At 71.2% G+C, this 26,646-nt stretch carries 23 protein-coding genes and 3 pseudogenes; 10 read left to right on the forward strand and 16 right to left on the reverse strand.

Annotated features, from left to right (window positions below):
* The first annotated feature begins 41 nt into the window (after positions 1–41).
* Positions 42–806 (forward strand): TetR/AcrR family transcriptional regulator, encoded by a 765-nt coding sequence (locus QWI33_RS13835; RefSeq protein ID WP_289957726.1) that lies wholly within the window; start codon positions 42–44, stop codon positions 804–806.
* A gap of 69 nt (positions 807–875) precedes the next feature.
* On the opposite strand, the gene QWI33_RS13840 is transcribed toward QWI33_RS13835, so the two are convergent.
* From QWI33_RS13840 to QWI33_RS13850, 3 genes and pseudogenes are all read right to left on the reverse strand, one after another.
* The gene (locus QWI33_RS13840; RefSeq protein WP_289957727.1) at positions 876–1,130 is read right to left on the reverse strand and encodes a hypothetical protein; all 255 of its coding nucleotides are present in this window, start codon (positions 1,128–1,130) and stop codon (positions 876–878) included.
* A gap of 337 nt (positions 1,131–1,467) precedes the next feature.
* A pseudogene (locus QWI33_RS29370) lies at positions 1,468–2,118 on the reverse strand (response regulator transcription factor); the annotation flags it as partial.
* Positions 2,119–2,170: 52 nt separating this feature from the next.
* Positions 2,171–3,025, reverse strand: coding sequence for a CPBP family intramembrane glutamic endopeptidase (locus QWI33_RS13850; protein WP_289957729.1), 855 nt, complete (start codon positions 3,023–3,025; stop codon positions 2,171–2,173).
* Between the two features lie 533 nt (positions 3,026–3,558).
* Here QWI33_RS13850 and QWI33_RS13855 point away from each other — a divergent pair.
* Positions 3,559–4,794: a sensor histidine kinase gene (locus QWI33_RS13855; RefSeq protein ID WP_289957730.1), complete on the forward strand. Its 1,236-nt coding sequence runs from the start codon at positions 3,559–3,561 to the stop codon at positions 4,792–4,794.
* Between the two features lie 32 nt (positions 4,795–4,826).
* On the opposite strand, the gene QWI33_RS13860 is transcribed toward QWI33_RS13855, so the two are convergent.
* From QWI33_RS13860 to QWI33_RS13875, 4 genes are all read right to left on the reverse strand, one after another.
* Positions 4,827–6,062, reverse strand: a complete 1,236-nt coding sequence (locus QWI33_RS13860; RefSeq protein WP_289957731.1) for a DUF4253 domain-containing protein — start codon at positions 6,060–6,062, stop codon at positions 4,827–4,829.
* A 263-nt stretch (positions 6,063–6,325) separates the two neighbouring features.
* Positions 6,326–7,090 (reverse strand): SGNH/GDSL hydrolase family protein, encoded by a 765-nt coding sequence (locus QWI33_RS13865; RefSeq protein ID WP_289957732.1) that lies wholly within the window; start codon positions 7,088–7,090, stop codon positions 6,326–6,328.
* 423 nt (positions 7,091–7,513) lie between these two features.
* Positions 7,514–9,433 (reverse strand): beta-galactosidase, encoded by a 1,920-nt coding sequence (locus QWI33_RS13870; protein WP_289957733.1) that lies wholly within the window; start codon positions 9,431–9,433, stop codon positions 7,514–7,516.
* Between the two features lie 183 nt (positions 9,434–9,616).
* Positions 9,617–10,450 carry a hypothetical protein gene (locus QWI33_RS13875; RefSeq protein WP_289957734.1) on the reverse strand — a complete coding sequence of 278 codons (834 nt, stop codon included), beginning with the start codon at positions 10,448–10,450 and terminating at the stop codon, positions 9,617–9,619.
* A gap of 126 nt (positions 10,451–10,576) precedes the next feature.
* On the opposite strand from QWI33_RS13875, the gene QWI33_RS13880 reads away from it, so the two are divergent.
* Complete coding sequence (locus tag QWI33_RS13880) at positions 10,577–11,863, forward strand: adenylosuccinate synthase (protein ID WP_289957735.1); 1,287 nt, start codon at positions 10,577–10,579, stop codon at positions 11,861–11,863.
* A gap of 124 nt (positions 11,864–11,987) precedes the next feature.
* On the opposite strand, the gene QWI33_RS13885 is transcribed toward QWI33_RS13880, so the two are convergent.
* Together QWI33_RS13885 and QWI33_RS13890 are read right to left on the reverse strand one after the other, a co-directional pair.
* The gene (locus QWI33_RS13885; protein WP_289957736.1) at positions 11,988–12,389 is read right to left on the reverse strand and encodes a hypothetical protein; all 402 of its coding nucleotides are present in this window, start codon (positions 12,387–12,389) and stop codon (positions 11,988–11,990) included.
* Positions 12,390–12,508: 119 nt separating this feature from the next.
* Complete coding sequence (locus tag QWI33_RS13890) at positions 12,509–13,243, reverse strand: nucleotidyltransferase domain-containing protein (RefSeq protein ID WP_289957737.1); 735 nt, start codon at positions 13,241–13,243, stop codon at positions 12,509–12,511.
* Positions 13,244–13,312: 69 nt separating this feature from the next.
* Between QWI33_RS13890 and QWI33_RS13895 the strand changes: the two genes are divergently transcribed.
* A complete protein-coding gene (locus QWI33_RS13895; RefSeq protein WP_289957738.1) occupies positions 13,313–13,900 on the forward strand; it encodes a DinB family protein in 588 nt (195 codons plus the stop codon).
* Between the two features lie 10 nt (positions 13,901–13,910).
* Here the strand turns inward: QWI33_RS13895 and QWI33_RS13900 are convergent, their stop codons facing one another.
* Positions 13,911–14,615: a sulfotransferase domain-containing protein gene (locus tag QWI33_RS13900; RefSeq protein ID WP_289957739.1), complete on the reverse strand. Its 705-nt coding sequence runs from the start codon at positions 14,613–14,615 to the stop codon at positions 13,911–13,913.
* A gap of 198 nt (positions 14,616–14,813) precedes the next feature.
* On the opposite strand from QWI33_RS13900, the gene QWI33_RS13905 reads away from it, so the two are divergent.
* Positions 14,814–16,445, forward strand: a complete 1,632-nt coding sequence (locus QWI33_RS13905; RefSeq protein ID WP_289957740.1) for a glycoside hydrolase family 13 protein — start codon at positions 14,814–14,816, stop codon at positions 16,443–16,445.
* 6 nt (positions 16,446–16,451) lie between these two features.
* On the opposite strand, the gene QWI33_RS13910 is transcribed toward QWI33_RS13905, so the two are convergent.
* Positions 16,452–17,039 carry a hypothetical protein gene (locus QWI33_RS13910; RefSeq protein ID WP_289957741.1) on the reverse strand — a complete coding sequence of 196 codons (588 nt, stop codon included), beginning with the start codon at positions 17,037–17,039 and terminating at the stop codon, positions 16,452–16,454.
* 101 nt (positions 17,040–17,140) lie between these two features.
* On the opposite strand from QWI33_RS13910, the gene QWI33_RS13915 reads away from it, so the two are divergent.
* Together QWI33_RS13915 and disA are read left to right on the forward strand one after the other, a co-directional pair.
* Positions 17,141–17,734, forward strand: a complete 594-nt coding sequence (locus tag QWI33_RS13915) for a hypothetical protein (protein ID WP_289957742.1) — start codon at positions 17,141–17,143, stop codon at positions 17,732–17,734.
* Between the two features lie 166 nt (positions 17,735–17,900).
* Positions 17,901–19,037, forward strand: coding sequence for a DNA integrity scanning diadenylate cyclase DisA (gene disA / locus QWI33_RS13920; protein ID WP_435367583.1), 1,137 nt, complete (start codon positions 17,901–17,903; stop codon positions 19,035–19,037).
* Positions 19,038–19,063: 26 nt separating this feature from the next.
* Here the strand turns inward: disA and QWI33_RS13925 are convergent, their stop codons facing one another.
* On the reverse strand, positions 19,064–19,726 hold the full coding sequence (locus QWI33_RS13925) for a hypothetical protein (RefSeq protein WP_289957744.1): 663 nt from the start codon (positions 19,724–19,726) through the stop codon (positions 19,064–19,066).
* A gap of 132 nt (positions 19,727–19,858) precedes the next feature.
* Between QWI33_RS13925 and QWI33_RS13930 the strand changes: the two genes are divergently transcribed.
* Positions 19,859–20,761, forward strand: a complete 903-nt coding sequence (locus QWI33_RS13930; protein ID WP_289957745.1) for an HhH-GPD family protein — start codon at positions 19,859–19,861, stop codon at positions 20,759–20,761.
* 681 nt (positions 20,762–21,442) lie between these two features.
* Here QWI33_RS13930 and QWI33_RS13935 read toward each other — a convergent pair.
* From QWI33_RS13935 to QWI33_RS29610, 4 genes and pseudogenes are all read right to left on the reverse strand, one after another.
* A complete protein-coding gene (locus tag QWI33_RS13935; protein WP_289957746.1) occupies positions 21,443–22,309 on the reverse strand; it encodes a PrsW family intramembrane metalloprotease in 867 nt (288 codons plus the stop codon).
* 1 nt (position 22,310) lies between these two features.
* Positions 22,311–22,838, reverse strand: coding sequence for a hypothetical protein (locus tag QWI33_RS13940; RefSeq protein WP_289957747.1), 528 nt, complete (start codon positions 22,836–22,838; stop codon positions 22,311–22,313).
* 460 nt (positions 22,839–23,298) lie between these two features.
* Positions 23,299–23,520, reverse strand: a complete 222-nt coding sequence (locus QWI33_RS13945; protein WP_289957748.1) for a BldC family transcriptional regulator — start codon at positions 23,518–23,520, stop codon at positions 23,299–23,301.
* Between the two features lie 235 nt (positions 23,521–23,755).
* Positions 23,756–24,604, reverse strand: a pseudogene (locus QWI33_RS29610) (DUF8083 family protein); the annotation flags it as partial.
* A gap of 110 nt (positions 24,605–24,714) precedes the next feature.
* Here QWI33_RS29610 and QWI33_RS13955 point away from each other — a divergent pair.
* Both QWI33_RS13955 and QWI33_RS29375 read left to right on the forward strand, forming a co-directional pair.
* Complete coding sequence (locus QWI33_RS13955; protein WP_289957750.1) at positions 24,715–25,785, forward strand: Glu/Leu/Phe/Val dehydrogenase dimerization domain-containing protein; 1,071 nt, start codon at positions 24,715–24,717, stop codon at positions 25,783–25,785.
* Positions 25,786–26,095: 310 nt separating this feature from the next.
* Positions 26,096–26,311 (forward strand): annotated as a pseudogene (locus QWI33_RS29375) (DUF3073 domain-containing protein); the annotation flags it as partial.
* Positions 26,312–26,646 lie beyond the last annotated feature (335 nt).

Raw genomic sequence — 26,646 nt, forward strand, 5'->3', positions numbered from 1 at the left:
ACAACGTACCCGATTAGCAAGCGCGATATCATGAGGCCCCTATGGCGACACCACAGACGGGGGCGGGCGACCCCCAACGAAGCCTGGAGCTGCTCTGGCGCGAATTCGGCCCGCAGCACAGCAAGCCCGGGCCGAAGCCGAAGCTCACCGTCGACCGGATCATCGAGGCCGCCATCGCGGTCGCCGACCGCGAAGGCAGCTGCTTCGGGATGCGCAGCGTCGCCGCGGAGCTCGACGTGGGCGCCATGACGATCTACCGGTACGTCCCCGGCAAGCGCGAACTCATCGACCTCATGGTCGACCGGCTCTCGAGGATCGGCGACGACGCGCCCGAACTCGCCCAGATCCACTGGCGCGAGGCCCTGAACCTCTTCGCCGAAGGCACATGGCAGGTCTACGTCCAGCACCCGTGGCTGCTGGAGATCAACCAGAAGCGGCCGGTGCTCGGCCCGGACTCGCTCCACGGCTACGACTTCGTGCTCGGCGCCTTCGAAGGGCACGACCTGCCCGACCGCGAGATCAACCTGATCATCACGGCCCTGATGAACATCGTGACGGGCACGGCGCGCCAGTACCTGCTCCGCGACAGCGACGACGAAGGACCCGAGACCGGCGAAGCCGAATGGTGGGCCCACCAGGCCACTTATCTCGAGCGCGCGATCACCTCAGGGCGGTACAAGCACATCCTGCGGTTCACCGACGACCAGGCCTGGGACCTCACCGGCCACGACGCGATGCGGTACGGCGTCGACCGCTTCCTCGACGGCCTCGCGCCGCGCATGGAGGCGAGCCTCAAGGAGGAGTAGACCCCGCCGCCAGGGGCCGGAGAACGGCGGACCCGCACCGCCGTCGACCGACGGCGCGGGCCCGCAGAACTACATCACCGTGTAGTTGCTGTTGACCACCTCGTAGAGCACCTCCTGGGTGAGGTACTGCTCCGAGAAGACTCCCCAGCGGACCTCGTGGCCCTCGACGAAGTCCTTGTCGCACTTAGTCCAGCCGGCGGCCTTGCCGCGCCGGTCCATGCAGATCCCGGACCGGCCGCTGTCGAGGTCGTGCCAGACGACGCCGACCGAATGGCCGTCCGCCGCGGTGTCGGCCACCCAGATGACGTCACCGTAGTGCTGCATGCAGCCGATGACCTGGCCGCCGAAGTCGTCGCACACCCGCGTGGCCGTGCCCGGCCTCGCGGCGACCGCGAGGTTGTACTCGCTGAAGTCCTCTGCCTGGGCCGGGGCGGCAGTGACCAGCACGAGCGTCGCCGCCGCCATTCCGGTGGCGAGCAGCGCCAGAATTCTCTTCACCATTCTGTTTTCCTGTCTTGCGAAGGGTAGGCATAGCCCCACGGAACGTGAAGCTGTAAGGAGAGTAGACAGTGGGGGCAAGAACGGAGCAGCGTGTTCTGTTGTGCCACTGTGACAACGCGGATCGAACGGTAACCGTCGTTCGCCCGGGTAACCGTCGTTCGCCGGGGCGCACGAAACCCGACTCGTACGCCATGATGACCGCCTCAGTGCGGTTGCGCGCCCCCAGCTTCGTGAGCACGCTACCCACATGGGTCTTCACCGTCTCCAGGCCCAGGAACAGGCGCGAGGCGATCGCCTGGTTCGACAGTCCCTCGGCGACCAGCCGCAGCACCTCCGCCTCGCGCGGGGTCAGCGCGACCGGGCCGTGCGCGTTCCCCGGCGGCGGGGCGTGCGCGGCCGCCAGCGCCCGGATCGCCTCCGGGAACAGGAGCGCGCCGCTCGCGACCACCCGGACCGCCAGCGCGATCTGGCCGATGTCCGCCCGCTTGAGCACGAAACCGCCTGCCCCGCTTCGCAATGCCTCGTAGACGTAGTCGTCGTTCTCGAAGGTGGTGATGACCAGGACGTGCGGCGGGTCGGCGAGCGATTCGCGCAAGAGCCTGGTCGCGGCGATCCCGTCGAGGTCGGGCATGCGCACGTCCATGAGCACCACGTCGGGCCGGAACTGCCGCACCAGCGGGAGCACTTGGGCGCCGCCGGAGGCCTCGGCGACCGGCTCGATGCCGGGCTGGGCGGCGAGGAGGGTGCGGAGGCCGGTGCGGACGAGAGGGTCGTCGTCGGCGATGAGCACGGTCACGGGCGGGGTGGTCACCGGTCGATGATGCCACCCCGCCCCCGGGCCCGCCTCCCTCGCGAGAGCGAGATCAGCGCACGGCGGCGACCGGTTCGCGCTCCAGCGGGACGTCGGCGGGCCGGTCCGCGGTGAGGCGCCCGCTGAGCAGGAGCCAGGCGGCGACCGCGACCATCGGCACGAGGCCGAGGAGCGCGCCGGTGTTCACCCGGTCCTCGCCGACCGCGATGCCGACGAGCAGGGCGAGCACCATGTTGTTGCCCGCGTGGGCGAGGCTGGCGGTCCAGACCGAGCCGCTGGCGATGCGCAGCCAGCTGAGGATGACCTCCTGGAAGAGGAACGAGACGGTCCAGATCGCGAGGCCGAGTGTCACGTTCTCGAACTCGATGTAGCCGAGGAACGCGAGCGGGTAGTGCCAGACGGCCCAGATCAGGCCGGTGAGCAGCGTGGACAGGAGCGGTCGTTCGGGGACGAGCCGCAGCCGCAGGTAGCTCGTCCAGCCGAACTCCTCGCCCCAGTAGATCGGCGTCAGCACGATGACGACGACCAGGAGGATCGCGATCGACGCCCACGCGGGCAGGCCGGGCAGCAGCTCGAACGCGGCAGGGTCGAAGTCCCACAGGCCCAGTGCGACCGCGACGGCCAGTGCGGCGGCGGCGAAACCGAGTGGGCCGAGCCAGGCGGCCAGATACAGCCGCCACTGCTCGCGCAGGCGCGGCCGCATCCCTGCGTCGGCGAAGCCCTCTCGGGTGACCCATTTGCGGCAGATGAACGCGGCGATCGCCGGAGTGAACGCGATGCCTGCGAGCTGCACGAGCGGGTTGACCAGCGACAGGTCGAACAGCAGCACCGCGGCGAACATGCCGGCCCAGGCAAGGCCGAACGATAGGGCGATGAAGGCGATGACGCCCTTGGTTCTCGACTCCACGGGGAGGTCCTCTCTCGAAACGATGTCCCCCAACGCTCGCCGCCGGGGTGCGGCGTTGCCTCCCGAGCAGTGGGGAATCCGGTCTCCCTCGTAGGAGGGAGCCGTGGTGCGACGCGACTTCGGAGCCGGGGTGGGGCGCGCCTCCGAGGACCGGGGCCCCGGGAAGGGCCGCCCGCGTCTCCGAAAGCCGGGCGATCCCGAGCGGAGCCGGCCGCGCCCCGCACCCTCCGAAAACCGGGCCATCCCCAGAGATGATCGGCGAGTCCTCCGATGTGGAATCGGTGTCCGCCAACCTCACCCCGTCGCTCGACGCCGCCGGCACCGACGAGCCCGCGCGCCGATGGGGTCGTAGCCGCAGGCCGCGGAGCTCGCCGCCCGCACCCCACGCCCTCCGAAAACCGAGCCATCTCAAGAGAAGCCGCCCGCGCCCCGCGCCTCCCGAGCCGACCCTGGACCACGCCACCCGTGCGGCGCGGCCCCGTCTCCCCCACTGGAGGGAGTCACCTGCGCGCGTCGAATGCCAGACTCGCTGCATGCGACAGCTCTTGCGCCCTTTCCGCGGCCCGGCCGCCCCGCTGGGGTGGACGCACGCGTTCCTCGCCGCGGCGGCGGCGTCCCTCGTCGGCGTCCCTGTTGCGGCCGTGCTCGCGTTGGCGTGGCCCGGCCCGGTCCCCGGTCCGGTGCTCGCAGTGGTCGGGTGCGCCGCCGTCGCAGCCGCCGGACTGCCCAAGGCCTCGCGTCGCGCCGCGGTGCGCACCGCGAACCGCCTGCTGCGCGCCGGCCTGCCCGAACCCCTTGCTCCGCGGCGGTTGTCGACCGCCGCCTGGTTCCTGTTGTGGGCCTTCTCGGGCGCGGTCCTCATGCTCGCCACCGCCATCGCCTTCGTCGGTATGGCCCTCCCGGCGGTCTGGCTCGACGGCGGCGAGACGGTCACCATCCTGGTCCCCGTCGAAGTCCGTCCCGGTGCGGCCGGGGCCTGGACCGCTGCGGTCGCGGCCGGGCTGCTCATCGCGCTGATCTATTGCGCCGCAGCGTATGCGGCGTTCATGCGCCGACTCGCCGCGCGCCTCCTGGGGCCCGGACTCGCCGAACGCCTCGCCGCGGCCGAGGAGGAGGCCCGCCGGGTCGCGTCGCGCAACCGGCTCGCGCGGGAGCTGCACGACGCCATCGGGCACACCCTCACTACCTCGACCATCCAGGCGGCCGTCGCCCGGCAGGTGCTCGAATCCGACCCCGCATCGGCCCGGCTCGCGCTCACCGCGATCGAGGAGTCGTCGCGGTCCGCCCTGGACGACCTCGACCGCGCGCTCGGCGCGCTCCGGGAGGAGCCCGCGCCGGTGACCGCCGCGCCCACACTCGCCGACCTGGCGCCGCTGTGCGAACGGGCCGCGGCGGCGGGTGCGGCGATCGCGGTGCAGGTCGATGGCGAGCCCGAGTCGGTCGCCCCGGCGGTCTCGCGCGAGGCGTACCGCATTGCGCAGGAAGGCATCACGAACGCCCTCCGGCACGCACCGGGTGCCGCCGTCGAGGTGGCGGTGGACGTCGGCGAGGACCGGCTGGGCCTGCGCGTCGCCAATCCGGTGACGGGCGGCGGCGGATCCGGCTACGGCCGCGGGCTCGAAGGCATGGCCGAGCGCGTGCGCCTCCTCGGCGGCACGGTCGAAGCGGGCCGGGATGCCGAGGACCGGTGGGTCTTGGAGGTCACGCTGCCGCTCCGGCCCGGCAAGTCCGCATCGCTGGGCGGCGACCGGGAAAGCTCACGGCGCTGAGGCGGCGCACACCCGCGTGTGCGCCACCTCGGCTACGACCAGTGGAAGTACCAGGCCTTCGACCTGATCATGTGCTCGGCGAGGTCTTCGAGGGTCGGCACGCCGCTGTCGAGCAGGTCGGGGCAGTACGCGTAGACCTCGCCCGCGACCGCAAGGGCCTCTTCGGCACGCGGCGGATGCGGCACGTACAACTCGATCACGTCGTAGGTCATGGCGACCAGCTCCGCCTCGAAGCGGCGGTGCCAGCTGTGCAGCACCGCGGCGTGCTCGGCGCCGTACAGCTCCCAGTTCGTGGAGCCCTTCCACGGGAACATCGCCGGGATCTTCCAGCCCGCGTCGGTCCTGACCAGGCCGAGAAGACCATGGGCCTCATGCGGAGTGGCGAAGTCGGTGTCGCCGCGGCGCGGCAGGATCGGGACGCCGCGGGCGGGCTCGCCGGCCTCGGCGGCCTTGTCGTGCAGGAGTTCGGCGGGGTCGATCTCGTCGGCGCGGGTGAGTTCGTCGTCGCCCTCGTGGATGATCGCCTCGCCGTTGTCGCGCCACTCCTCGGCCGCGCCGAGGAGGACCGGCATCCAGCCCGTCTGCTCGGCGGACTGGCGGATGTCGAGCCACCAGCCCAGGGCTTCGGAGGGCCGGACGACGAAGGCCCACATGGCCGTGTCGCCGCGCCGCACCAGCTGGTGCATCTTCGGCACGGCGAGCCCGGCGGCGCGCAGCTCCCCGCGGGGGGAGCCGACGATGTCGAGGGACTCGTCGTCCTCGATGCGCGGCATCATCTCGTCGCGGCCGGTGGTCGGCCCGCGCGGCGGGACCGGCTTGTCCAATGTGAGCAGTTCGCGGCGGGGCCGCTCGGGCACGAAGATCGCCGCCTCTGGTTCCGGTTCGGACGCTGTGGCGTCCGCGGGTGCCTCGTCCGGTTCGAGCTCCGGCGCGGTGTCCGGCTCGAACTCCTCGACGGGCTCGGGTTCCTCATCAGGTTCGAAGTCCTGGACGAGCTTCAGTTCCTCGTCGGGCTCGAGGTCCGGCACGGCCGTGAGGACCGGGCCCGCGGGCTCGGGTTCGGGCTCGTACTCGGGCTCGAGCGCGGGTACGAGCCGCAGGCCGGTGACCGGCGCCTGGGTAGGAATGCTGTCCTCCTCCGCAGCGTCCGGCAAAGGGTCCGGGCTGCTCTCGGGGGCGGCATCGTCTAGCGCGCCAGAGGAGGCGACCGGTTCGGGCGCGGCCTCGGGCTCGGAGGCAGGTTCAGGTTGGGCGGCGGGATCTGGCACTGAATCTGGTGTGTCCCGGCGCCCCAACAGACGCTGGAGGAGTCCCACAGTTCTCCATGATGCCCTGTCGCGGACCGGAGCGCCACGCCCACCCCCGAAGCGGCCGAGGAAGAACGCGAGGAACGATCGGGGACGGCTACTTGCCGCGGCCCTTCCGGAACAGGATCCCGAAGAAGAAGGCGCAGGTCATGATGATGACCATGACCGCCAGGAGTTTGAAGAGCAGGCCCATCAGCGTTCCTCGGTTCGGTTCGGGCGTCGCATCATTTCACCTTGGTGAGTTCAGGGCGCTTGGGGTCGACGGCGTCGCCGCTCGACTTGCCGGTGAGCCGGCGCTTCACCCAGGGGGCGAAGTGCTTGCCCGCCCACTGGACGCCGTTCATCTCCCGGCGCGGCCGGGGCAGGTGCGGGAGCGGCTCGGACCATGACGGGTCGGGGTCGACGCCGAGGGCCTCGCACACGTCGTAGGCGACGCGCTGGTGCCCGTACGTGTTGAGGTGGAGCCGGTCCGCCGCCCACAGGCGCGGGTCCTCGAACGCCTTGTCGTTCCAGAGGTCGACGAGCACCGCGTTGTGGCGCTTGGCGACGCGCTTGTAGGCGTCGTTGGTGGCGACGAAGCGCTTGCGCAGGACCGCGATGCCGGGGATGTGCGGGGTGATGTCGGCGCAGGTGAAGAGCACGACCTCGGCGCCGGAGGCCTTGAGGAGGCGGACCACTTCGTGCGCGCGGGTGGAGAGCTGCACGGGGTTGAAGCCGGGGCGGAGGGCGTCGTTGCCGCCGGCGGCGAACGAGACGAGGTCGGGGCTCTGCTTGATCGCGGGGACGACCTGCTCGTCGACGATGCGGTCGAAGAGCCGCCCGCGGATCGCGAGGTTGGCGTAGGCGAGGCCGGGCCACTGCTCGGCGGCGCGGTGGGCGAACAGGTCGGCCCAGCCGCGGTCGCGGTCGCCGCCGTTCGGATCGGGGTCGCCGACGCCTTCGGTGAAACTGTCGCCGATGGCCACGAAACTCGAGTACTCCGCTGCCATTGCACCCCACCTCCGTCTGAGCCGTTCCGCTGAACACCGCCCAGCCGCGGTGACGGCGCGGGCGCTGACCAGCATGCCTCACCTAGATAACGATCGGATTTCGATCAGGTGGCGAGCACGGCCACAGCCGTCTACGAGGAGGGCGGGGGCGGCGCCGTTCGGGGGCGAGTGCCGTTCGGCCCCTTGGGGTCTCGCGAACGAATGTGAACGGAGGGTCCGGGCGAATCGGACACCCTGGGACCCCCCGTTTCAACACTACGCAACAGGTCCGACATGCCCGGCCGACCAGAGCCGGCTGCGCGGCTTCGCGGGGTCGCCCGTGACAACGAAAGCGGCGGGAAGCCTCCGGCACCGAGACCGGCCGAGGGCTTCCCGCCGCGGCGTTTCGCCCGGTCAGGCCGGGCGCGCTCGCGTGCGCCGAAGTCACGCGTGCTCTCGGTGCACCACGACCTCGCCCGCGGGGACGTCGACCACCGCGTCGGCCGCCTTGACCTGCGCGTCGGCGTCCGTGTGGTTGATGCAGAAGAGCCAGCTGCGGCCGTCGTCGTGGGCGCGGCGCACGACCTCGACGCCGACCGGGGCCTCGGCCGGCGGCTCCACGCCCGCGTCCTGGGCCGCGGCGGCGACGATGCGGTCGAGCGTGGCGTCGTCCGGGAACGTCGTCAGGTAGTGCGCGGTGCCCTCGCCGAAGCGGTTGACCAGCCACGCCGGGGACCCGTCCGCGTACGTGTCGCGGACCTCGGCCCCCGTCGATGCCGCCGCCTCGCTCCAGATCGTGCCGTGCCCGCCCGAGGCGAGCTCGACCTTCCCGCCGATCAGCGGGTAGAACTCCTCGCTGCGCACGCCGAGCACGTCGCGGATCGCGCCCGGGTAGCCGCCGAGGTAGACCGTGTCGGTCTCGTCCGCGATCCCCGAGTACGGGGTCACGAGCACGGTGCCGCCGCCGTTCACGAACTGCCGCAGGTTCTCCGCGCCCTTGCGCGAGAGCAGGTAGACCGCGGGGACGACCACGAACCGGTACTTCGACAGGTCCCCTTCGGGCTCGGCGACGTCGGCGGTGATGCCCGCCCGCCACAGGGCCGCGTAGTAGACGTCGAAGACGCCCTGGGCGGTCAGCTCGTTCGTCGGGCGCGCCTCGTGCTCCTGCGCCCACGAGTTCGGGAAGTCCCACAGGATCGCGGTGTCCGCGCTCACGGTCGAGCCCTCGACCTCGGCGAGGTCGCCCAGGCGCGCGCCCAGTTCGCAGACCTCGCGCCAGATCTTGGAGTCGGTGCCCGCGTGCGGGACCATGCCCGAGTGCCACTTCTCGGCGCCCTGCTTGGAGGCGCGCCACTGGAAGAACATGATGCCGTCCGCGCCGCGCGCGAAGTGCTGGAAGGAGTTGCGGAGCATCTCGCGGGGCGCCTTGGCGCGGTTGCGGCCCTGCCAGTTGACGGCGGAGGTCGAGTGCTCCATGAGGATCCACGGCCTGCCGTTGCCGAGCGAGCGCGCGTAGTCGGCGCCGAAGCCGAGCTTGACGTGGGCGTTCTCGCCGACGAGGTAGTGGTCGGTGGTGACGACGTCGACGACGTCGCTGAACTCCCACAGGTCGATGTCGGGGTGCCCGCCGGCCATGAAGTTCGTGGTCATCGGCTTGTCGGAGTACTTGCCGATGACCGCGGCCTCGGCGAGGTAGTTCTGCTTGAGCCGCCAGGACGAGTAGCGCTTCCAGTCCAGCACCTGGCCCGGGTTCGCGATCGTCGGCGTCGGGAGCGGCGCGTAGACCTGGTCCCAAGACGAGTAGGCCTGCGACCAGAACGCGGTGCCCCACGCGGCGTTCAGGCCGTCGAGGTCGCCGTAGCGCTCGCGCAGCCACACGCGGAACTTCGCGGTCGCGGCCTTCGTGTACGAGCGGGCGTTGTGGCAGCCGTACTCGTTGTGGACATGCCACAGGGCGAGCGCGGGGTGGTTCGCGTACCGCTCGGCGATCTTCTCGGTGATGGCGAGGGCCTTGGCGAGGTAGACGTCAGAGGACGGGTCGAAGCCCTGGCGGGAGCCGTGCGTGAGCTGGCGGCCCTCCGCGTCGACCATGACCGCCTCGGGGTAGGTCGCGGCGAACCACGGCGGCGGGGACGCGGTGGGGGTGGCGAGGCAGGCTTCGATGCCGTTGGCGGCGAGGAGGTCGAGCACCTCGTCGAACCACGCGAACTCGTAGCGGCCTTCTTCGGGTTCGAAGAGGGCCCAGGAGAAGATGCCGACACTGACGCGGTTGACGCCCGCCTCGCGCATGAGGCGCATGTCCTCGGCCCAGGTCTCGCGGGGCCACTGTTCGGGGTTGTAGTCACCGCCGTAGACGATCGCCATGCAGGGGTGCTCCTTCACTGGGGGAGGTACGGGTGCGCACTCCAGGCTACGGGAAGCCGCAGGACGCATCAACCCCACTGACCAGCTTTTTCGCCCCGTTTTACTAAGTGGGACAGGGCGGTGGCAAAGGTCTCGAAACGTTTCAATCCGCCAGTGCCCGAGACCGCCGGCGCCTCGGACCCCTTACGCCTCCGCGGCGTACCAGCCCGCCGCGCCCGGCTCGATCCACCACGTGCGCTTGCGGCCGAGCTCGCCCACGAGGCCGTCCTGAATGAACGTCACGGAGTCCTCCGGGTGCACCGCCACAGCCCGCCCCCGCGCCCGGCGCACCTCGATGCGCAGGCGCTTGCGGAACCGCCCCACCGTCACGGGCACCGCGACCGCGACGTCGATCTTCCCGTCGGCCGGGTCCGGTTCGGCCAGCACCATGTCGTCGGTCGCCGCGTACCCGTCCGCGTTCGCGACCACGCACGCCAGGATCTGCTCGGAGCCGTCGGCCAGCACCACGTCGTCCAGGTTCACGACCCCGCGCCAGGGCCGGTCCCCGCCGCCCAGCCGCACGCCGTCGACGGCGACGCCGCCGCCGTCGTGGCGAAGCAGATCAGTGCGTTTCACCACTCCCTCGGCGACCGCCGCGGCGACGTCCGCGGGCGTCGCGGGCAGGCCGAGCCGCGCCACGATCCCGGGCGCCGTCGCCAGCGGAAGGATCGCGATCGCGGGGAGGTCGGGGATCGTGCGGCCGTCCGGCAGCCCCTCGGGACGCCGGCTCGGGGCCGGGACGGCTTGGCGCACAAGGCGCGCCATGACCGCGTTGACCTGCTCGTCCGTCTCCGCGGCGAGCACGAACCGCTCGTCCGGGTCGGCGAATGCGACGTCGACTTCCTCGGGTTTGGCGGCCTCGGCGGTGCGCACGACGGCGCCCCGCGCCTTGAGCTCGTCCACCAGATGCAGCGCCTGAGTGCGCGGTCCGGGGTTCGCGCAATTGGCTTCCACGAGTGTCAACACGACGACGTTCACAACCGCCACCTTACGGTGTGACGGGGACCCGATTCATAGTGCTTAGGCCTGGTGAGACCCCGCATAAATGCATGCAAGTAGGCTTACCAAGTAATCGGGTGATCAACTTCCCGGGAGGATGGGCAGATGCCAGCGATCGCGGTCGTCGGAACGCAGTGGGGCGACGAGGGCAAGGGCAAGGTCACCGACCTGCTCGGCGCCGAGATGGACTACGTCGTGCGCTACCAGGGCGGCAACAACGCCGGGCACACCGTCGTGACCCCTGACGGCACGAAGTACGCCATCCACCTGGTGCCCGTGGGCATCCTGACCCCGGGCGTCGTCCCGGTCATCGGCAACGGCGTGGTGGTCGACCCGAAGTTCCTCATCTCCGAGCTCGACGAGCTCATCGGGGGCGGCGTCGACGTCTCCAACCTGAAGCTCTCATCGGACGCGCACCTCATCATGCCGCACCACCGGGCCCTCGACCGCGTGGTCGAGCGGTACCTCGGCGGGGCGCGCATCGGCACCACCGGCCGCGGCATCGGCCCGGCGTACGCCGACAAGGTCGCGCGCCAGGGCATCCGCGTGCAGGACCTCCTCGACCCGAAGATCCTCTCGATCAAGCTCGAGCAGATCCTCCGCGAGAAGAACCAGATCCTCGTGAAGGTCTACAACCGCAAGGCGATCGACCCGCAGGCCGTGGTCGAGGAGTACCTCGGCTACGCCGAGCGGCTCAAGCCGTACATCGCGGACACGCGCCTGCTGCTCAACCAGGCCCTGGACGCGGGCAAGAACGTGCTCCTCGAAGGCGCGCAGGCGACCATGCTCGACGTGGACCACGGCACCTACCCGTTCGTGACCTCCTCGAACCCGACGACCGGCGGCGCCTGCGTCGGCACCGGCATCGCGCCGAACAAGATCACGACCGCGATCGGCATCATCAAGGCGTACACGACCCGCGTGGGCTCGGGCCCGTTCCCGACGGAGCTGTTCGACGAGTTCGGCGAGTTCCTGCTCAAGAAGGGCGGCGAGTACGGCGTCACCACGGGCCGCCGCCGCCGCTGCGGCTGGTTCGACGCGGTCCTCGGCCGGTACGCGGTGCGGGTCAACGGCATCACGGACCTGTTCGTGACGAAGCTCGACGTGCTCTCGGAACTGCAGCGCGTCCCGATCTGCGTCGCGTACGAGGTGGACGGCGAGCGCGTCGAGGAGATGCCGATGACGCAGACCGATGTGCACCACGCGAAGCCGATCTACGAGTACCACGACGGCTGGTTCGAGGACATCTCCCACTGCCGCAAGTTCGACGAGCTCCCGGCGAACGCCCAGAGCTACATCGAGCGGCTCGAAGAGCTGTGCGGCGCCCAGGTGAGCGTCGTCGGCGTCGGGCCGGGCCGCGAAGAGAACATCATCCGCCACCCGATGATCTAAGGCGCGCAAGCGAAGCGAAGGGCGTCGGCCTCTGGCCGGCGCCCTTCGCCGTGCCCCTTGGCCGGGAACGCCGCCGCGCCACCAGGTCCGGGCGGATCTGGTGGCGCGGCGGCGTCGGGCGGGGCTAGGCGTTGAGGGCCTGCTCGATCTTGCGGACCATCCCGGCCATGACGGGGCTCGGCTCGCCCTTGTGGGCGCGGTTGGCGGCGTCGATGACGATCGCGATGGTGGTCCGGAAGTTCTCGGCCTCGGCCGGGTCGTGGGCTTCCAGGACCCGCACCGACTCGGTGATCGCAGGGAACACCTGGTCGGCCAGGTCGGCGGTGGACTTGCCCTTGAGCTTGACGCCCTTGGCGTCCGCGACGATGTGGCCGACGGTGCCGGTGGCGGCGACCAGGGCCAGGGAGGCGTCGGTGCCGATCTTGTGCGCGGACCCGGCGATGCCGGCGGCCGACAGCAGGGAGACGGTGCCGTAGGCGGCGGTGCGGATGGTGACCTGGTCCTGGGTGGAGAGGCTGGTGGTCATTTCGGTGCTCCTTCAAGCGCTTCGGTGAGGTGTTCCTCGTTGATGCGCCAACTATGGGCGTCCGGTCTTGCACGCCGCTGACACCGGCCTGACACCGCCGCTGACACCGCCGCCGCGGGTCAGAGCCTGAGGTTGCCGAGGGCGGGCTGGAGCCTTCGGGCCAGTGCCGGGTCGTGTGCGGCGACCTCGGCGGCGAAGCACTCCAGCAGGGCCGTGTTCGACCGCGTGAGCTCCTCGCGGTCCACGGAGGCGGCCCGGGCCGCGGCGAGGGCGGCGAGGATCTCGGGCGGGAGCTTGTGGGCTTCGCGCCCGTGGTGGGGGTTGAGGCCGAAGCGCGCGCAGGCGAGGGCGAGGACGGTGTCGCGCAGGTGGTCAAGCATCATGGCGGCCTGCCAGTGGCGGTCGCGCTTGATCGCCGAGCGGGCGTGCAGGGCGTAGAGCCAGCCCATGCCGGTCATGTGCGTCCGGTCGGGCGCCCTGGGCTCCGTGGGCGGGTTGGGGGTGCCGAACAGGAGCTTGAAGCCCGGCTCGGTGGCGCGGAAGCGGTCGCGGGGCCAGAAGGAGACGTCGACCTGCAGCGAGGAGTCGAGCAGGAACACCCGGTAGAGGACGCCGTCGGCGATGACGTCGAGGTGGTGCACCGCCCCGTGCTCCGCGTAGAACCGGGCGGTCCAGCGTTCGGCGACCGCGTCGGGGTCGCCTTCGATCTGGAGCATGAGGTCGATGTCGGACCAGGCGTCCTCGCGGCCGGTGGCGGCGGAGCCGACGAGCGCGGCGCCGACGACCCCGCCGTCGTGCTCGGCGGCGGCGATGAGGGTGTCGCGGAGTCGTTCTCGGTCAGCGGTGTTGAACATGGGCCGAGCTTAGGACGCGCGGTCCCGTTCGCAAGGGCGGCGTCGCACCCGCGTGCCACGATCGGGGGCATGACCGACGCGAAAGCACGACTGCACCGCGCCCTCCGGGACTGCCGCGAGGGCCTGCTCTGGAAGCTCGAGGGCCTGGGGGAGTACCAGCTGCGCCGCCCGATGACTCCGACCGGCACCAACCTGCTCGGCCTGGTCAAGCATGTCGCGGGCATCGAATCGGGCTACCTCGGCGAGGCCTTCGGCCGGCCGGTGGACGATCCCCCGTGGTGGTTCGAGCACGACGTGGACGAACCGAACGGCGACCTGTGGGCGCGCGCCGAAGAGACCAGTGAGGAGATCACCGCGTTCTACCGGCGCGTCTGGGCGCATTCGGACGCGACGATCGACGCGCTCGGGCTCGAGGCCCCGGGCCGCGTCCCGTGGTGGCCCGCCGAGCAGGCCGAGGTCACCCTCCATCAGATGATCGTGCTCATGATCGGCGAGACCAACCGCCACGCCGGCCACGCCGACATCGTGCGCGAGCTCATCGACGGGTCGACCGGGCTGCGCCACGACTTCAAGTTCGTGCCCGAGGAGGGCGAGGCCTGGTGGGCCGCGTACCGCGGGCGGCTCGAGACGACCGCCCGCGAAGCCGCAGGGTGGTGAACGCCGGCCCTCACCGGTAGCCGGTGAGCCGCATGGCGGTCGCGTTGTCCGGTGTCTCCCAGAACAGGTCGTGCAGGTCTGGCGGCAGCTCGCTCCGGTGGGTTCCGGTCGTGCCGGAGCGGAAGAAGCCGGGCTCGCTGTCGTGGAGTTCGCCGAAGGTGGGGATCGAGGCGTGCTCGTCGGGCGCCAGGCCCGGGGCGGCCTGGGCGACGGCGGCCACGACCGCGGCTCGCGGGTCGGCGATGAGGTCCTCGAAGCGGACCCGGATCGGGTCCGGGCTCGCCGAGCGGTGCCAGGACAGCACGTTCTGGCCCCAACCGCCCGTGCCGCCGGTCCGGCGGGTGATGATCGAGCGGGCTTCCGCGGCGAACCGCTCCTTGTGATCCGTTGCGCCCGCGAGGTGGGCGGTGTTCAGGCGGGCCCAGGAGACCACGGCGTCGCGGCCGTCCCGCACCAGGTGGACGGCCCGGTCCTCGGCGGCGATCACCGGGTCGTCGCGGCGGCGGTGGGTCTTGACGAAGTGCACGTCGTCGGAGGCCCGCATCTCGTCGAAGGTGCTGGGCCGGGCGCGGGCGTCCATCAGCTCGGGGCCGATCCGGGCGGCGACGCCGTCGACGTCGTAGACCACATAGGTCGGTACGCGGTAGAGGCGGTGGAGCGCGATGCGGAAGAAGGTGTTGCCGGAGCGGGGGAACGAGGCGAGCCAGACGATCACTGCGACAGCCTAGGACCCGCCTGCGACACTGCGGCGCCCTCGCAAGACGCGCCCGGCACCGTGCTCATGGCCGGGTCGATCGCCGGCACCGTGTCCGTCGCCGCCGGATGCTTCCCGGCGCAGCGGCTGCCCGCCAGGACGCACCTCCGGCGCGGGGAAAAGACGGCTCGAACGGCGTACGATCCATTGGGAGGCAACATGAGCTGGTGGCGGGGCGCGGCGATCTACCAGGTGTACCTGCGCAGTTTCGCGGACGGCGACGGGGACGGGATCGGCGACATCGCCGGCCTCGAATCGCGGCTCGGATACCTGAGCGAGCTCGGCGTGGACGCACTGTGGATCAACCCGTGGTACGTCTCCCCGATGAACGACGGCGGCTACGACGTGGCCGACTACCGGGACATCGACCCGTCCTTCGGCACCCTCGCGGACGCCGAGCGGCTCATCGAAGCGGCGCACCGGTTCGGGCTGCGGATCATCGTCGACATCGTCCCGAACCACACCTCCGACCTCCACCCCTGGTTTCGGCAGGCGCTGCGCGACGGCCCCGGTTCGCCTGCGCGCGAGCGGTTCCACTTCCGCGACGAGACGAACAACTGGCAGTCCCGCTTCGGCGGCCCCGCATGGTCGCAAGTGGAGGACGGCCAGTGGTACCTCCACCTCTTCGACTCGTCCCAGCCCGACCTCAACTGGGAGCACCCCGAAGTGCGGGCCGAGTTCCCGTCGATCCTGCGGTTCTGGCTCGACCGGGGCGTGGACGGCTTCCGCATCGACGTCGCCGCGCGGCTCGTCAAGCAGGCCGGACTGCCGGACAAGCGCGGCCGACTCGAAAGCGCGCCGACGTCCACCGACACCGGTGCCGGTGGTGCAGGGATGGGCGGCGCAGGGGTCAGCGGCCCATACGAGGAACCCGACAAGGACCGGCCGGAAGTGCACGACATCTACCGGGACTGGCGGCGCGTGCTCGGCGAGTACGGGCCCGACCGGGTCTTCGTGGGCGAGATCTGGGTCCGCGACCCCGAACGGTTCGCGCAATACCTCCGCCCCGACGAACTGCACACCGCCTTCAACTTCGAGTTCCTCAAGTGCGCGTGGGACGCCGGGGCCCTGCGAGCGGTCATCGACCAGACCATCGCGACCCACGCCACTGTCGGCGCCCCGCCCACCTGGGTGCTCGCGAACCACGACGTCACCCGGCACGTCACCCGCTACGGCCGCACCAAGAGCATGTTCCTCAAACGCGAGCACGGCGTCCCCACCGACCTCGCCGCAGGCACCCGCCGGGCCCGGGCCGCGGCACTGCTGACCATGGCACTGCCCGGCGGCGTCTACGTCTACCAAGGCGACGAACTCGGCCTGCCCGAAGTGTTCGACATCCCCGACGAACTGCGCGAAGACCCCGTGTTCGCCCGCACCGGCGGACGCGACCTCGGCCGCGACGGCTGCCGCGTGCCACTGCCCTGGGGCGGGGACACCCCGCCGTTCGAGTTCGGCACGGGCGGCGCATGGCTCCCGCAGCCGCTGGAGTGGCGCGACATGACGGCCGCCCGGCAGCTCGGCGACCCCGACTCGATGCTGTCGCTCTACCGCCTCGCGCTGCGCCTTCGCAGCAGCGACCCGGCGCTGGGCGACGGCGAGATGCGCTGGCTGGAGAGCGAACCGGGCGTACTCGCGTTCGAGCGCGACCCCGGCTTCACGTGCGTGGTGAACCTGACGGACCACGAGATCGACGTCCCGGCGGGCGAACCGCTCCTCGCCAGCGCGCCACTCGAAGGGACGCAAGGAAAGCGGCTCCCGGCCGACGCGGCGGTGTGGCTGCGCGCCGGCTGAGCACGTTCAGTCGGCGTCGGGCGCTTCCTGCCAGAGTTCGGGCACGCGCGCCCGGACGGCGGCCATCGCGTCGATGCGGGTGCCGTGCGGGAGCCGGATCATGTACCGCGGAGGGTCGGCGGGCAGGACGAAGCTGTCGAGGAGCGGGTCGCCCGGCTCGAGCGGTTCGTGGAGTCGCAGTTCGATGGACCACGACTTGAAGAAGCGCGACGAGGAGCCGGTGAGGGCGTACTCGTGGAGGCCGATCGCGGCCACGTCGTTCCAGGCGATGACGGCGCCGGCGTCGCGTTCGGTGATCCACAGGCCCGCGAAGTCCGTGCTGATCGCGAGGTGGCGGTGGCGTTCGGCCATGCGCAGGCAGACGAAGGCGAGCGTGCCGCAGAAGAGCAGCAGGAAGGCGCTCCTCCCGAACGACATGAACGGGCCCCTGCCCGGCCGGGCCATGTCCACGGCCGCGAGCACCGTGAGGACCGCGCCGAGCACGGCGAGCGCGGCGGAGGCGGCGCCGAAGCACGCCCATCTGCAGGCGATGCGGCGGCCGATGGGGACGGGCGTCGCGTCCGGTGACGGCGTCGAAGCCGGTGCGGGGTACATGGTGGGCCAGCCTAGGAGCCGTCGTCCACCGCGGTGGACGGTCTCACGTCCGTGGCGTGTGTCGCCTCGTCTCGCTAGAGTTGCCGCCGAGGAGGTGAGCCGTGCGCAGGAGCTCGGAATGGGTGGCCATCGAGCGCAGTTCGCCGACCCGCCGGATCTCCACGCTGGTGCTCTACTCGCTCGCGTGCGCCGCGTTCATCACCGGCCTGTACCTGCTCGTGCGCACCGAGCCGGCCACGCTCGACTCCGGTGAGCCGAACCCGGTGGCGGGACTGCCCGGGTTCTTCACCGTGATGGCCGTGCTCGGGGCGACCAGCTTCCTCGTGCCGCTGGTGCGGCCGCCGAAACTCATGGTCAACCACTTCGGGCTGCGGGTGCGGGCCGGGTTCGGCAAGAGCCTGCTCATCCCGTGGAGCAACATCGAGGAGCTGGCCGCGATCCACGTCGGGTCGAAGCGGCGCGGCACCTCGTACCTCTTGTTCGCGGCCGACAACTACCTCGGGCGCGGCGGCTCCGACCGGCCCGGGTTCCTCGGGCGCTCAGTGCTGCGCGAGGCGAACCGGGCCACCGAGGGACTGGTCGCGGGGTTCGATCTCGCGGTGCGCTGCAAGGACTTCGCCCTCGAACCGCAGCAGCTGCTGGCGCGGCTGGCCTCGTTCGCGCCGGGGCACGTGCAGGTCGTCGACCGGCTCTGAGGCGCGACGCGCCGGTTTGTTCGCCCTGAGCGAAATGCTGCGCGCCCGCACGTCGCGGCCCTGGCCATCCGGGGGCCGGGCCCGGGATGCGCGGCTCGCCCCAAATGCCGCTCCCTGACCCGTGCTGGTGATCCGTACACTGGAGGCGACCTGACGTCCCACGCCCCTGGACCGAAGGTCGCCTCAACCGCCCGGCCACTCTCGCCGGCGGACCGTCCAGCATTTGGGGGTACCCGTGGCGTCGATCCCGGACGAGGGCCTGCGCGCGACCCTGGCCACCATGGCGCCCGGCACCGCGCTGCGCGACGGCCTGGAGCGCATCCTGAGGGGCCGCACCGGCGCCCTCATCGTCGTCGGCTGCGACAGCCAGGTCGAGGAGATCTGCACCGGCGGCTTCGAGCTCGACATCGAGTTCTCCGCCACCCGCCTGCGCGAACTGTGCAAGATGGACGGCGCGATCGTCATCACCACCGACGGCTCGCGCATCGTGCGCGCCGGCGTCCACCTCATGCCCGACCCCTCGATCCACTCGAACGAGTCGGGCACCCGGCACCGCACCGCCGAACGCGTCGCCATCCAGACCGGCTTCCCCGTCATCTCCGTCAGCCAGTCGATGCACACCATCGGCCTGTACATGGGCGCGATCCACCACCTGCTCGAACCGTCCACGCAGATCCTCTCCCGCGCCAACCAGGCCCTCGCCACCCTCGAGCGGTACAAGCTGCGCCTCGACGAGGTCGCCGGCAGCCTCTCCAGCCTCGAGATCGAAGACCTCGTGACGGTGCGCGACGCCGTCACCGTCCTCCAGCGCCTCGAAATGGCCCGCCACATCGCCGACGAGGTCGAAGGCCACGTCATCGAACTCGGCACCGACGGGCGGCTCCTCGCCCTCCAGCTCGACGAGCTCATGGCCGGCGTCGACACCGACCGCGAACTCATCGTCCGCGACTACCTCCCCGACGGCGCCGACCACCGCAAGGCCCTGCGCAACGTCGACCGCATGGGCTCCCCCGAACTGCTCGACCTCATCGCGGTCGCCCGCTCACTCGGCTACCCGAACTCGCCCGACGTGCTCGACCGGCGCGTGAGCCCCCGCGGCTACCGCATGCTCGCCAAGGTCCCGCGCCTGCCCGAAGCCGTGATCGAACGGGTCGTCGGCCACTTCGGGGCGCTCCCCGAACTCCTGGGCGTCACCGTCGAGGAACTGCAGGACGTCGACGGCATCGGCCCCGGACGGGCGCAGAGCATCCGCGAGTCGCTGACCCGCCTCGCCGAGGTCTCGATCCTCGACCGGTACCTCTAGGACCGCCCGGCGCAGCGGGCCGGCCGCTAGGTCAGGCGCAGGTTCGTCGGCGCCGAGACCGCCTCGCCCAGCCGCGCCCGCAGCTCGTACTCGCCCGCGGGCAGCTCCCGGCGGGCGCCCGAGCACGCCTCCTCCGACGCCAGACCGTCCACCGTGAACTCCACGGTCTGGCCCGCGCCGTCGCTCAACTGGACCTCCTCGCCCTGCGGGGTCTCACAGTGCGCGGTCGAATAGACGATGTCCGCACCGGCGGTCAACTCGACGGCGACCTCCCGCAGGTTCGCCGTGCACGCCGTGTCCGCGCCGCTGGCGACCAGGACGCTCACCGGCACCTCCGAACCCGACCGCACCTCGTCGAACGCGGCCACCACCTGCAGCATGAGGTCGTCGGGCGAGCACGCCACCACCGCCGGCTCGGTCGGGGACGGCGAGTCGCTCGGCTCGGCCGCGGTCGGCGTCTCCCGCACGTACGGCCGGTTCACGGTCGACGAAACGGACGGCGGCTGCCACTCGTTCTGGGCCGAGTCGCCCTTCGCCTCAGGCCCCTCTTCACCGCCGCCGAGCGCACTGAGCCCGAGCACGACCAGGACCACCAGCGCGAGCACCGCCCCGGCCACGATCGCCCGCCGCTTCCAGTAGACCGACTCCGGCTGCGAGCCCTTCACGAACTTGCCCTTGAAACCCTGCACGCCGGGACGCTAACGCAGCGAAGCGGCATGCGAGCGGAAATACACGCGAGTCCGGCCGAGCCGAAACGCCGCGGCCCCGCTGCGGACGACCCTCCCGAGCGCATGTCGGACCCCGCGCCCACAATGGGAGGCATGCGAGCCGCCGACACCCTGCCGACCCTGCCCGCCCCCGACACCGTGAGCGGCCGGCTCCTCCCCTGGTTCGACGCCCACAACCGCACCGAACTGCCCTGGCGCCGACCGGGGACCACCGCGTGGGGCGTGCTCGTCTCCGAGGTCATGAGCCAGCAGACGCAGGTCGCCCGCGCCGCCCCCGTGTGGGAGTCCTGGATGGCCCGCTGGCCGACTCCGGCCGACCTCGCCGCCGCCCCGACTGCGGACGTCCTGCGCGAATGGGGCCGCATGGGCTACCCGCGCCGGGCCCTGCGCCTGCAGGAGTGCGCGCGGATCGTCGCCACCGAGCACGGCGGCGTCGTGCCCGCCGACCCGGTCGAGCTCGTGAAGCTGCCCGGCATCGGCGTCTACACCGCCGCCGCGGTCGCGGTCTTCCACTACGGCCGCCGGCACGCGGTCGTGGACACCAACGTGCGCCGCGTCGTCGCCCGCCTCGGCGGGCAGAGCGACGCCGGCACCGCCACCACCCGCGCGGACCTGACGGCCGCCGAGGCGCTGCTGCCCGATGACGCGCCGACCGCGGCCCGGGTCTCGGTGGCGCTCATGGAGCTGGGCGCGCTGGTGTGCAAGGCGCGCGCGCCCGAGTGCGGCGCGTGCCCGGTGAGCGACGTGTGCGGGTTCTCCGGCCAGGAGGTCCCGGCGGGGCCGAGCCGCAAGCGCCAGAAGTACAAGGGCACCAACCGGCATGTGCGCGGTGAGGTGATGGCCCTGCTCAGGGAGGCCGAGGGGCCGGTGGAGCGGGCGCGGATCGACGCCGTGTGGCCGGATCGGAGGATGCTCGACGAGGCCGTCGCGCAGCTCATCACCGAGGGCCTGATCGGCACCGACGAATCGGGACGATTCGAACTCCCGAGTCGGTGACAAAGGCCCCGGGTACTGGTAGCGTCGGAACTGAGAGAACTTCACGATGCTCGGTCGGCGCCGATTCTCATATCGGCGGCCCTGGGTCGAACCTCACTCGTCACCAAGTGAGGCGCCGGAAGGACCACCAGGTCCACTCACCGCCGGTGCCAGGGCCGAATCGCCTACCGTAGGCCCGTCCCCGAGCGGCCGGCCAGGAACACGACGACGCGGCTCGCGCCAAGAACCGTCGCGTCGACCGCGGACCGGACGCACGAAATGCGGGCCATGTGGGAGCGGACGCCTTGAGCGACGGACGCGACCGAGCAACGGCAATGCCGTTCCGGTACCGCGCGCTCAGACCGGGGCGGCATTGTTACGTTGCCGAGTACATTGACGGCTCGCAAGCTTCGCCGAGACCGGCAACGCCGTTCCGGTACCGCGCGCTCAGACCGGGGCGGCATTGTTACGTTGCCGAGCACATTGACGGCTCGCAAGCTTCGCCGAGACCGGCAATGCCGTTCCGGTACCGCGCGCTCAGACCGGGGCGGCATCGTTACCTCCAGAACCCCGAGACTTCCTCGCATCTCAAAAAATGTCGGACCCCTATGGGAGGGTGTCCTTTTCACTGGTAGTGGTGAAGGTGGGACTGGGCGGGTACCCGGGGCCACCCGTATGACCGCTACGACCTGCGCAAACACCTCAAGCCGCCTCCGGCTCCCTCGCCACCGGCGCCTCCGCGCGCTTCGCCCAGCGGACCAGCCACCACACGATGAGCACCGCCGGCAGGCCCTTGAGCATCACCCCGGCCAGCACGCCGAGCGCGCCCAGCCCGAGCCCGTCCCGCAGCAGCGGCGAGTTCCACAGCGCGTGCAGCACGATCACCCCCGCCAGCGCCCCTGCCGCCACCCATACCGACCGCATCGTCCGCCGCGTCGCCGCATACGCCACCCCCGCGCCCACGATCGCCGTGAACACCGCATGGCTCCACAGCCCCGCGAGCACCCCGCGCACGATGAACACCGCGACCACCGGCTCGACCACGTCCCCGGCCCGGTTCAGGACCGTGCTCGACATCGCGAACGCGTACCCCTCCACGATCTGGAACCCCACCCCGCAGAACGCGCCCAGCACGATCCCGTCGAGCACGCCGTGCACCCGCCCCCACGCGATCGCGACCACCAGGACCACGCCCGCGGCCTTCACGACCTCCTCCACCACCGGCGCGGCCAGCACCGGCGACCACCGCTCGGCCCACGCCGGGCCGTTCGCGGTGGCGAGGAGCCCGTGCAGCGCGCGCGAGCCGAACAGGGACGTCATGACCGCCACGGTCGCGCCCCAGACGAGGCCGATCGCGAGCGCGGCGGCCGGGAGGGCGAGCCGGTCGGCGACGCGTCCGCGCAGCCACCAGAACGGGATCGCGAAGAGCGAGAACAGGACCAGGGCGGTCGTGCCGGCGCGCGGGTAGGCGAGGGCGACCGGGAGGGTGTTGTACAGGAGCAGGATGCCCGAGGCGCCGATGAGCAGCAGGGCCGTCCACTGCACGGGGGAGGCGGGGTCGATCCGCATGTCAGGCGGTCCCGAAGGACAGCTGGCCGATGAGCGCGTCGATTCTGTCCACAGTGGCTGAGTCTAGCGAGGACCCCGTGGCCGTGACCTCAGCGCGGATCGTGTCGTGGACGAAGGCGCACGCGAAGCCCGCGCCGGTCTCGGTCACGAAGCTGCGCCCGGCGCCCTCGACGCCGTCGGCGGCGCAGTCGCGCGGTTCGGTGAGCTGGACGCCGGGCTGGACCTCGAGGAGGCGCGTCATCTCGTCGGCCAGGTACTCGGCGTCGAAGTCGTAGGGTCCGGCGACGGCGATGTCCACTTCCGCTTCGCCCACAAGGAATTCGACGCGGCCGGAGCCGGGCTGGTAGTAGCCGGGGCGCATCCGGACCTCGTCGGGGGCGGTGAGGGTGACGCCGGCGAGGGTGAACGTCTCGCCGCCCACGTCGACCGTGGGGGAGACGGCCTTGTTCAAAAGGGGCACCCCGAGCGCGAACGTGAGGACCACCGCGGCGACGGCGGTGGCGATGGCGAGGCTCTTCGTGCGAGTCACGCTTCAAGCGTGGCACGTGCTCTCCGGCGGCGCATCGGGAATGCCCGCGTGCGGGAGGGGATCGGGGGGTTTGCGGCCACCGGGGCGCGAGGGCGGGGCCGGGTCCGGCTGCGCGGGGCGGGGTTTCGGTGCGTGTGCGCAGCAAGGCTGGTCGCTTGGGGCGCAGTGCTTTACGGCTGCGGGGCGATCCGTGCGCGCAGGCGCGGCCGGTTCGCGGTGAGGAGGCGGGCCCTGAGGGAGGGCCCGCGACCTCGATCGTCAGAATCCGCGGCGCCGACGTCCGCGGCTTCGATGGGGCATTGCGTTCACGGTTCGCATGCTGCGCCGCAGGGGCGGCTCACCGGCTTCGCCGTGGGTGGCCGGAAGGGTGGTCCGGCCTTGGTTCCTTCGCCGTGTGGTCACGGCGCTACTTGCTGCTTGCCAGTGGTGGTGCCTGGTCGGTGGCACCTCCGCTGCTCTTTTACTCAGCGGCGACGCGCTGAGTGGGGATGTCACCGTTGATCAGGGCGCGGATCTCGGACTCGCGGTAGCGGCGGTGGCCACCGAGGGTCCGGATCGCCGAGATCTTGCCGGCCTTCGCCCAACGGGTGACCGTCTTGGGGTCGACGCGGAACATCGCGGCGACTTCGGACGGGGTAAGCAGGGCCTCGGATTCCACCGGAAGGTTCAGCTCTGTCGTCATCGTTCTTCTCCTCCACAGACGGGCTGCGAATCACCGGCGCCGAGCCTTGATTCGTTCCTTCTGCAATCGTCCGGCCTGTCGTAGATGTCCGACATAGGCCGAACGGCCGATTTTGCTTGGACTTTCCGCTCGGTGCCCTCATCCGAGTGATCACTCCACATGCGAATGCCCTGGCAGCGGGCTCGCCGTGCCGCAGTGTCCGAGGTAAGTTCAAACGCTCCGCGAGACGACGATCACGCCATCGGTCAACAAGGCGGGCATAGCAGTCCTGCGCCTCTTCCGGCTCAGAAGCACCGAGATGGTCCAGGGCCTGCCAGGTGAGGTCCACCGAGTCCTCGGCCCGCAGCTCCTCGGGGTCCATGCGGGCGGCGAGCCCGCCGTAGTCGAGCTCCACGACCGAGTCGCGGTGGAAGCCGTCGAGCCAGTCGCCGGTCTCGGCGAGGGCCTCGGCCAGTTCGGCGCCTTCGCCGAACTCGGCCCGCACCAGGTTTCGGGCGACCACGAGCCCCGTGCGGGCCTTGGCGATCGGGGTGCGGTAGCGCAGTTGGGCGACGCCGCGCTGGATCACCAGCTCGCGGTCCTCGGCCCGCACGGCCGCGAACCAGCGCAGCGGCACGGACCAGGACGCGACGTGCTCGTGTGAGTCCGCGGGCGCGTCGTGGCGGTCGGCGCCGTCGTCCAGTTCCACGACTTCGGCCGCGGAGGAGAGGAACTCGGGCGGGAACAGGGCGTCGGCGACGGCCTCGGGGGTCAGCCGCCGCACCTCCAGGGCGGAGGCGGCGATCCGGTAGCGGAGGTTCCAGGGGCAGATGAGGGGATCGCCGTCGCGGCCGCGGTCGATGACGTACGCGTCGCGCGGGAACGAGGGCACGCCGCGCCAGGGCCACCCGATGCGCTCGTACAGCGCCTCGCGGCGCAGCCGCGGCCCCTCGAGGGGGTCGACCGCGCGCCCGGACGCGGCGTACGCACGCCAGTAGTCGGCGTCGACGAACGCCCCCGCCGGCTCATAGACGCGCAGATAGGACGCGTTCGGTGCGTACACGAAGCGAATACTTCCATAGTCATATGCTGGGGGCGTAGGCATACCCGCGCTACGACAAGAGTGTCGGCCGAGACCCGGCCGCCCCCCTGGGTGGTGCCCGCAGCGACGGCGGCGCAGGGACACCCCCGCGAGAACGAACTGGAGAGCAAGCCATGAGCATCTTCGACGGCAGCGGCCACGAGCAGGTCGTGTTCTGCCACGACCCCGATTCGGGTCTGCGCGCGATCATCGCGATCTACTCCACCGCCCTCGGCCCGGCCCTCGGCGGCACCCGCTTCTACCCCTACGCCTCCGAGGAGGAGGCCCTCCAGGACGTGCTGCACCTCTCAGAGGGCATGGCCTACAAGAACGCGATCGCGGGGCTCGACCACGGCGGCGGCAAGGCCGTCATCTGGGGCGACCCGGTCGCCGACAAGAGCGAGGCGCTGCTGCGCGCCTACGGCCGCTTCGTGGAGTCGCTGCACGGCCGCTACGTGACCGCCTGCGACGTCGGCACCTACGTTGAGGACATGGACCACATCGCCCGCGAGACGCGCCACGTGAGCGGGCGCAGCCCGGAGGCCGGCGGGGCCGGGGACTCCTCGATCCTCACCGCGTTCGGCGTGTTCCAGGGGATGCGGGCCGCGGCCCAGCACCGGTGGGGCGCGGTGGACCTGGCCGGTCGCACCGTGGGCGTGGCCGGGCTCGGCAAGGTCGGGCGCCACCTCATCCCGCACCTGCTCGAGGCCGGGGCCGAGGTCGTCGCCTGCGACGTGAACCAGGCCGCGATCGACTGGACGAAGAGCCACCACCCGCAGGTGCGGATCGTCGCGGACGCCGACGAGCTGATCGCCTCCGGCATCCACGTGTACGCCCCGTGCGCCCTCGGCGGGGTCCTCAACGAGCAGTCGCTGAAGACCCTGGACGCCGAGATCGTGTGCGGCGCGGCGAACAACCAGCTGGCCGAGGCCGGCATCGCGGCCGAGCTCGACCAGGCCGGCATCCTCTACTGCCCCGACTACGTGGTCAACTCCGGCGGGGTCATCCAGGTCGCCGACGAGTACGACGGCGCGTTCGACTTCAAGCGGGCCGAGCGGCGCACCGCCGGGATCTTCGGGACCACCTCGCGCATCCTGGAGCGGGCCAAGGGCGAGGGCACCACCCCGGTCGCCGCCGCGGACGCCCTCGCAGAGGAGCGCATGGCCGCCGTCGGCCGCCTCCAGCGCGTGCGGCTCTTCCGCTAGCGGGAGCCTCCTCGCCGGGCCGGTCCCGACGAGCCGGTGATTCCCCGGTGCGCGGCAGTGCGCACCGGGGGATCAGCAGTCACGGGGTGTCGCCGAACGCCTTCGCAAAGCGAAAACGAGTCTCACGATTCGGGCGGTTGTTCGTCCCGGTCTGGTGGTCATCGCCGGTAATCTGTGGCACCCAACTCATGGGCCGGGATGCAGTCCTGCGCTCCAAGGTTGTACCGTAGGAGCCACGAAGAGATTGCAAGCATTCCGGGGCACCTTATTGGCTGCCCCGATGATTTCTGTGCGAGGGGGTCGAGCCAACATGGGGCGAGGCCGAGCTAAGGCGAAGCAGACCAAAGTGGCCCGCAAGCTCAAGTACCACACGCCTAACACCGACATCCGAGCGCTGGAGCGCGAACTCGGGGGCGGTCGTCAGGACGAGGTGGACATTGAGCCTCCTGAAAAGGAACCGGACCCTTACGCCGCTTACGCCGACGATCGGTACGACGGAGACGAAGAAGAACTCCGTGAAGATGACTGGCTCCCGCCTAAGAAGCAGTTAGCCGGACGGCTCCGGCGAGCCGACCAGGCGGGCCCTCCCGACCGTTACCGCAATCTCCATATCCAGTGGGCACAGGTGTTCTCAGCGACCCCTGCGCCCGACCCGAAGGTCCGCTCCCCCACGAGCCGGTCCCCAGGTGCTGGAGCAAAGACTTCGGATACCGGACCGCGCATTTGGGGTGTACAGCTCTGTACAGCTTCGGGATGCACAGCCAAAAGCAAGTGAAGAAGAGGCGGCGCGACCAGTGGTCGCGCCCCCGCATAGGCGGCGTGCGGGCGGGTACGGCGGCGGGGGCTGCGGGCCCCGGGTCT

The organism is Glycomyces tritici, assembly GCF_030403505.1.

Coding starts and splice junctions, on each gene's coding strand:
- QWI33_RS13835 (WP_289957726.1), top strand. CDS start 42: ATGGCGACACCACAGACGGGGGCGGGCGACCCCCAACGAAGCCTGGAG.
- QWI33_RS13840 (WP_289957727.1), bottom strand. CDS start 1,130: ATGCAGCACTACGGTGACGTCATCTGGGTGGCCGACACCGCGGCGGAC.
- QWI33_RS13855 (WP_289957730.1), top strand. CDS start 3,559: ATGCGACAGCTCTTGCGCCCTTTCCGCGGCCCGGCCGCCCCGCTGGGG.
- QWI33_RS13865 (WP_289957732.1), bottom strand. CDS start 7,090: ATGGCAGCGGAGTACTCGAGTTTCGTGGCCATCGGCGACAGTTTCACC.
- QWI33_RS13870 (WP_289957733.1), bottom strand. CDS start 9,433: ATGGCGATCGTCTACGGCGGTGACTACAACCCCGAACAGTGGCCCCGC.
- QWI33_RS13880 (WP_289957735.1), top strand. CDS start 10,577: ATGCCAGCGATCGCGGTCGTCGGAACGCAGTGGGGCGACGAGGGCAAG.
- QWI33_RS13885 (WP_289957736.1), bottom strand. CDS start 12,389: ATGACCACCAGCCTCTCCACCCAGGACCAGGTCACCATCCGCACCGCC.
- QWI33_RS13890 (WP_289957737.1), bottom strand. CDS start 13,243: ATGTTCAACACCGCTGACCGAGAACGACTCCGCGACACCCTCATCGCC.
- QWI33_RS13895 (WP_289957738.1), top strand. CDS start 13,313: ATGACCGACGCGAAAGCACGACTGCACCGCGCCCTCCGGGACTGCCGC.
- QWI33_RS13905 (WP_289957740.1), top strand. CDS start 14,814: ATGAGCTGGTGGCGGGGCGCGGCGATCTACCAGGTGTACCTGCGCAGT.
- QWI33_RS13910 (WP_289957741.1), bottom strand. CDS start 17,039: ATGTACCCCGCACCGGCTTCGACGCCGTCACCGGACGCGACGCCCGTC.
- QWI33_RS13930 (WP_289957745.1), top strand. CDS start 19,859: ATGCGAGCCGCCGACACCCTGCCGACCCTGCCCGCCCCCGACACCGTG.
- QWI33_RS13935 (WP_289957746.1), bottom strand. CDS start 22,309: ATGCGGATCGACCCCGCCTCCCCCGTGCAGTGGACGGCCCTGCTGCTC.
- QWI33_RS13945 (WP_289957748.1), bottom strand. CDS start 23,520: ATGACGACAGAGCTGAACCTTCCGGTGGAATCCGAGGCCCTGCTTACC.
- QWI33_RS13955 (WP_289957750.1), top strand. CDS start 24,715: ATGAGCATCTTCGACGGCAGCGGCCACGAGCAGGTCGTGTTCTGCCAC.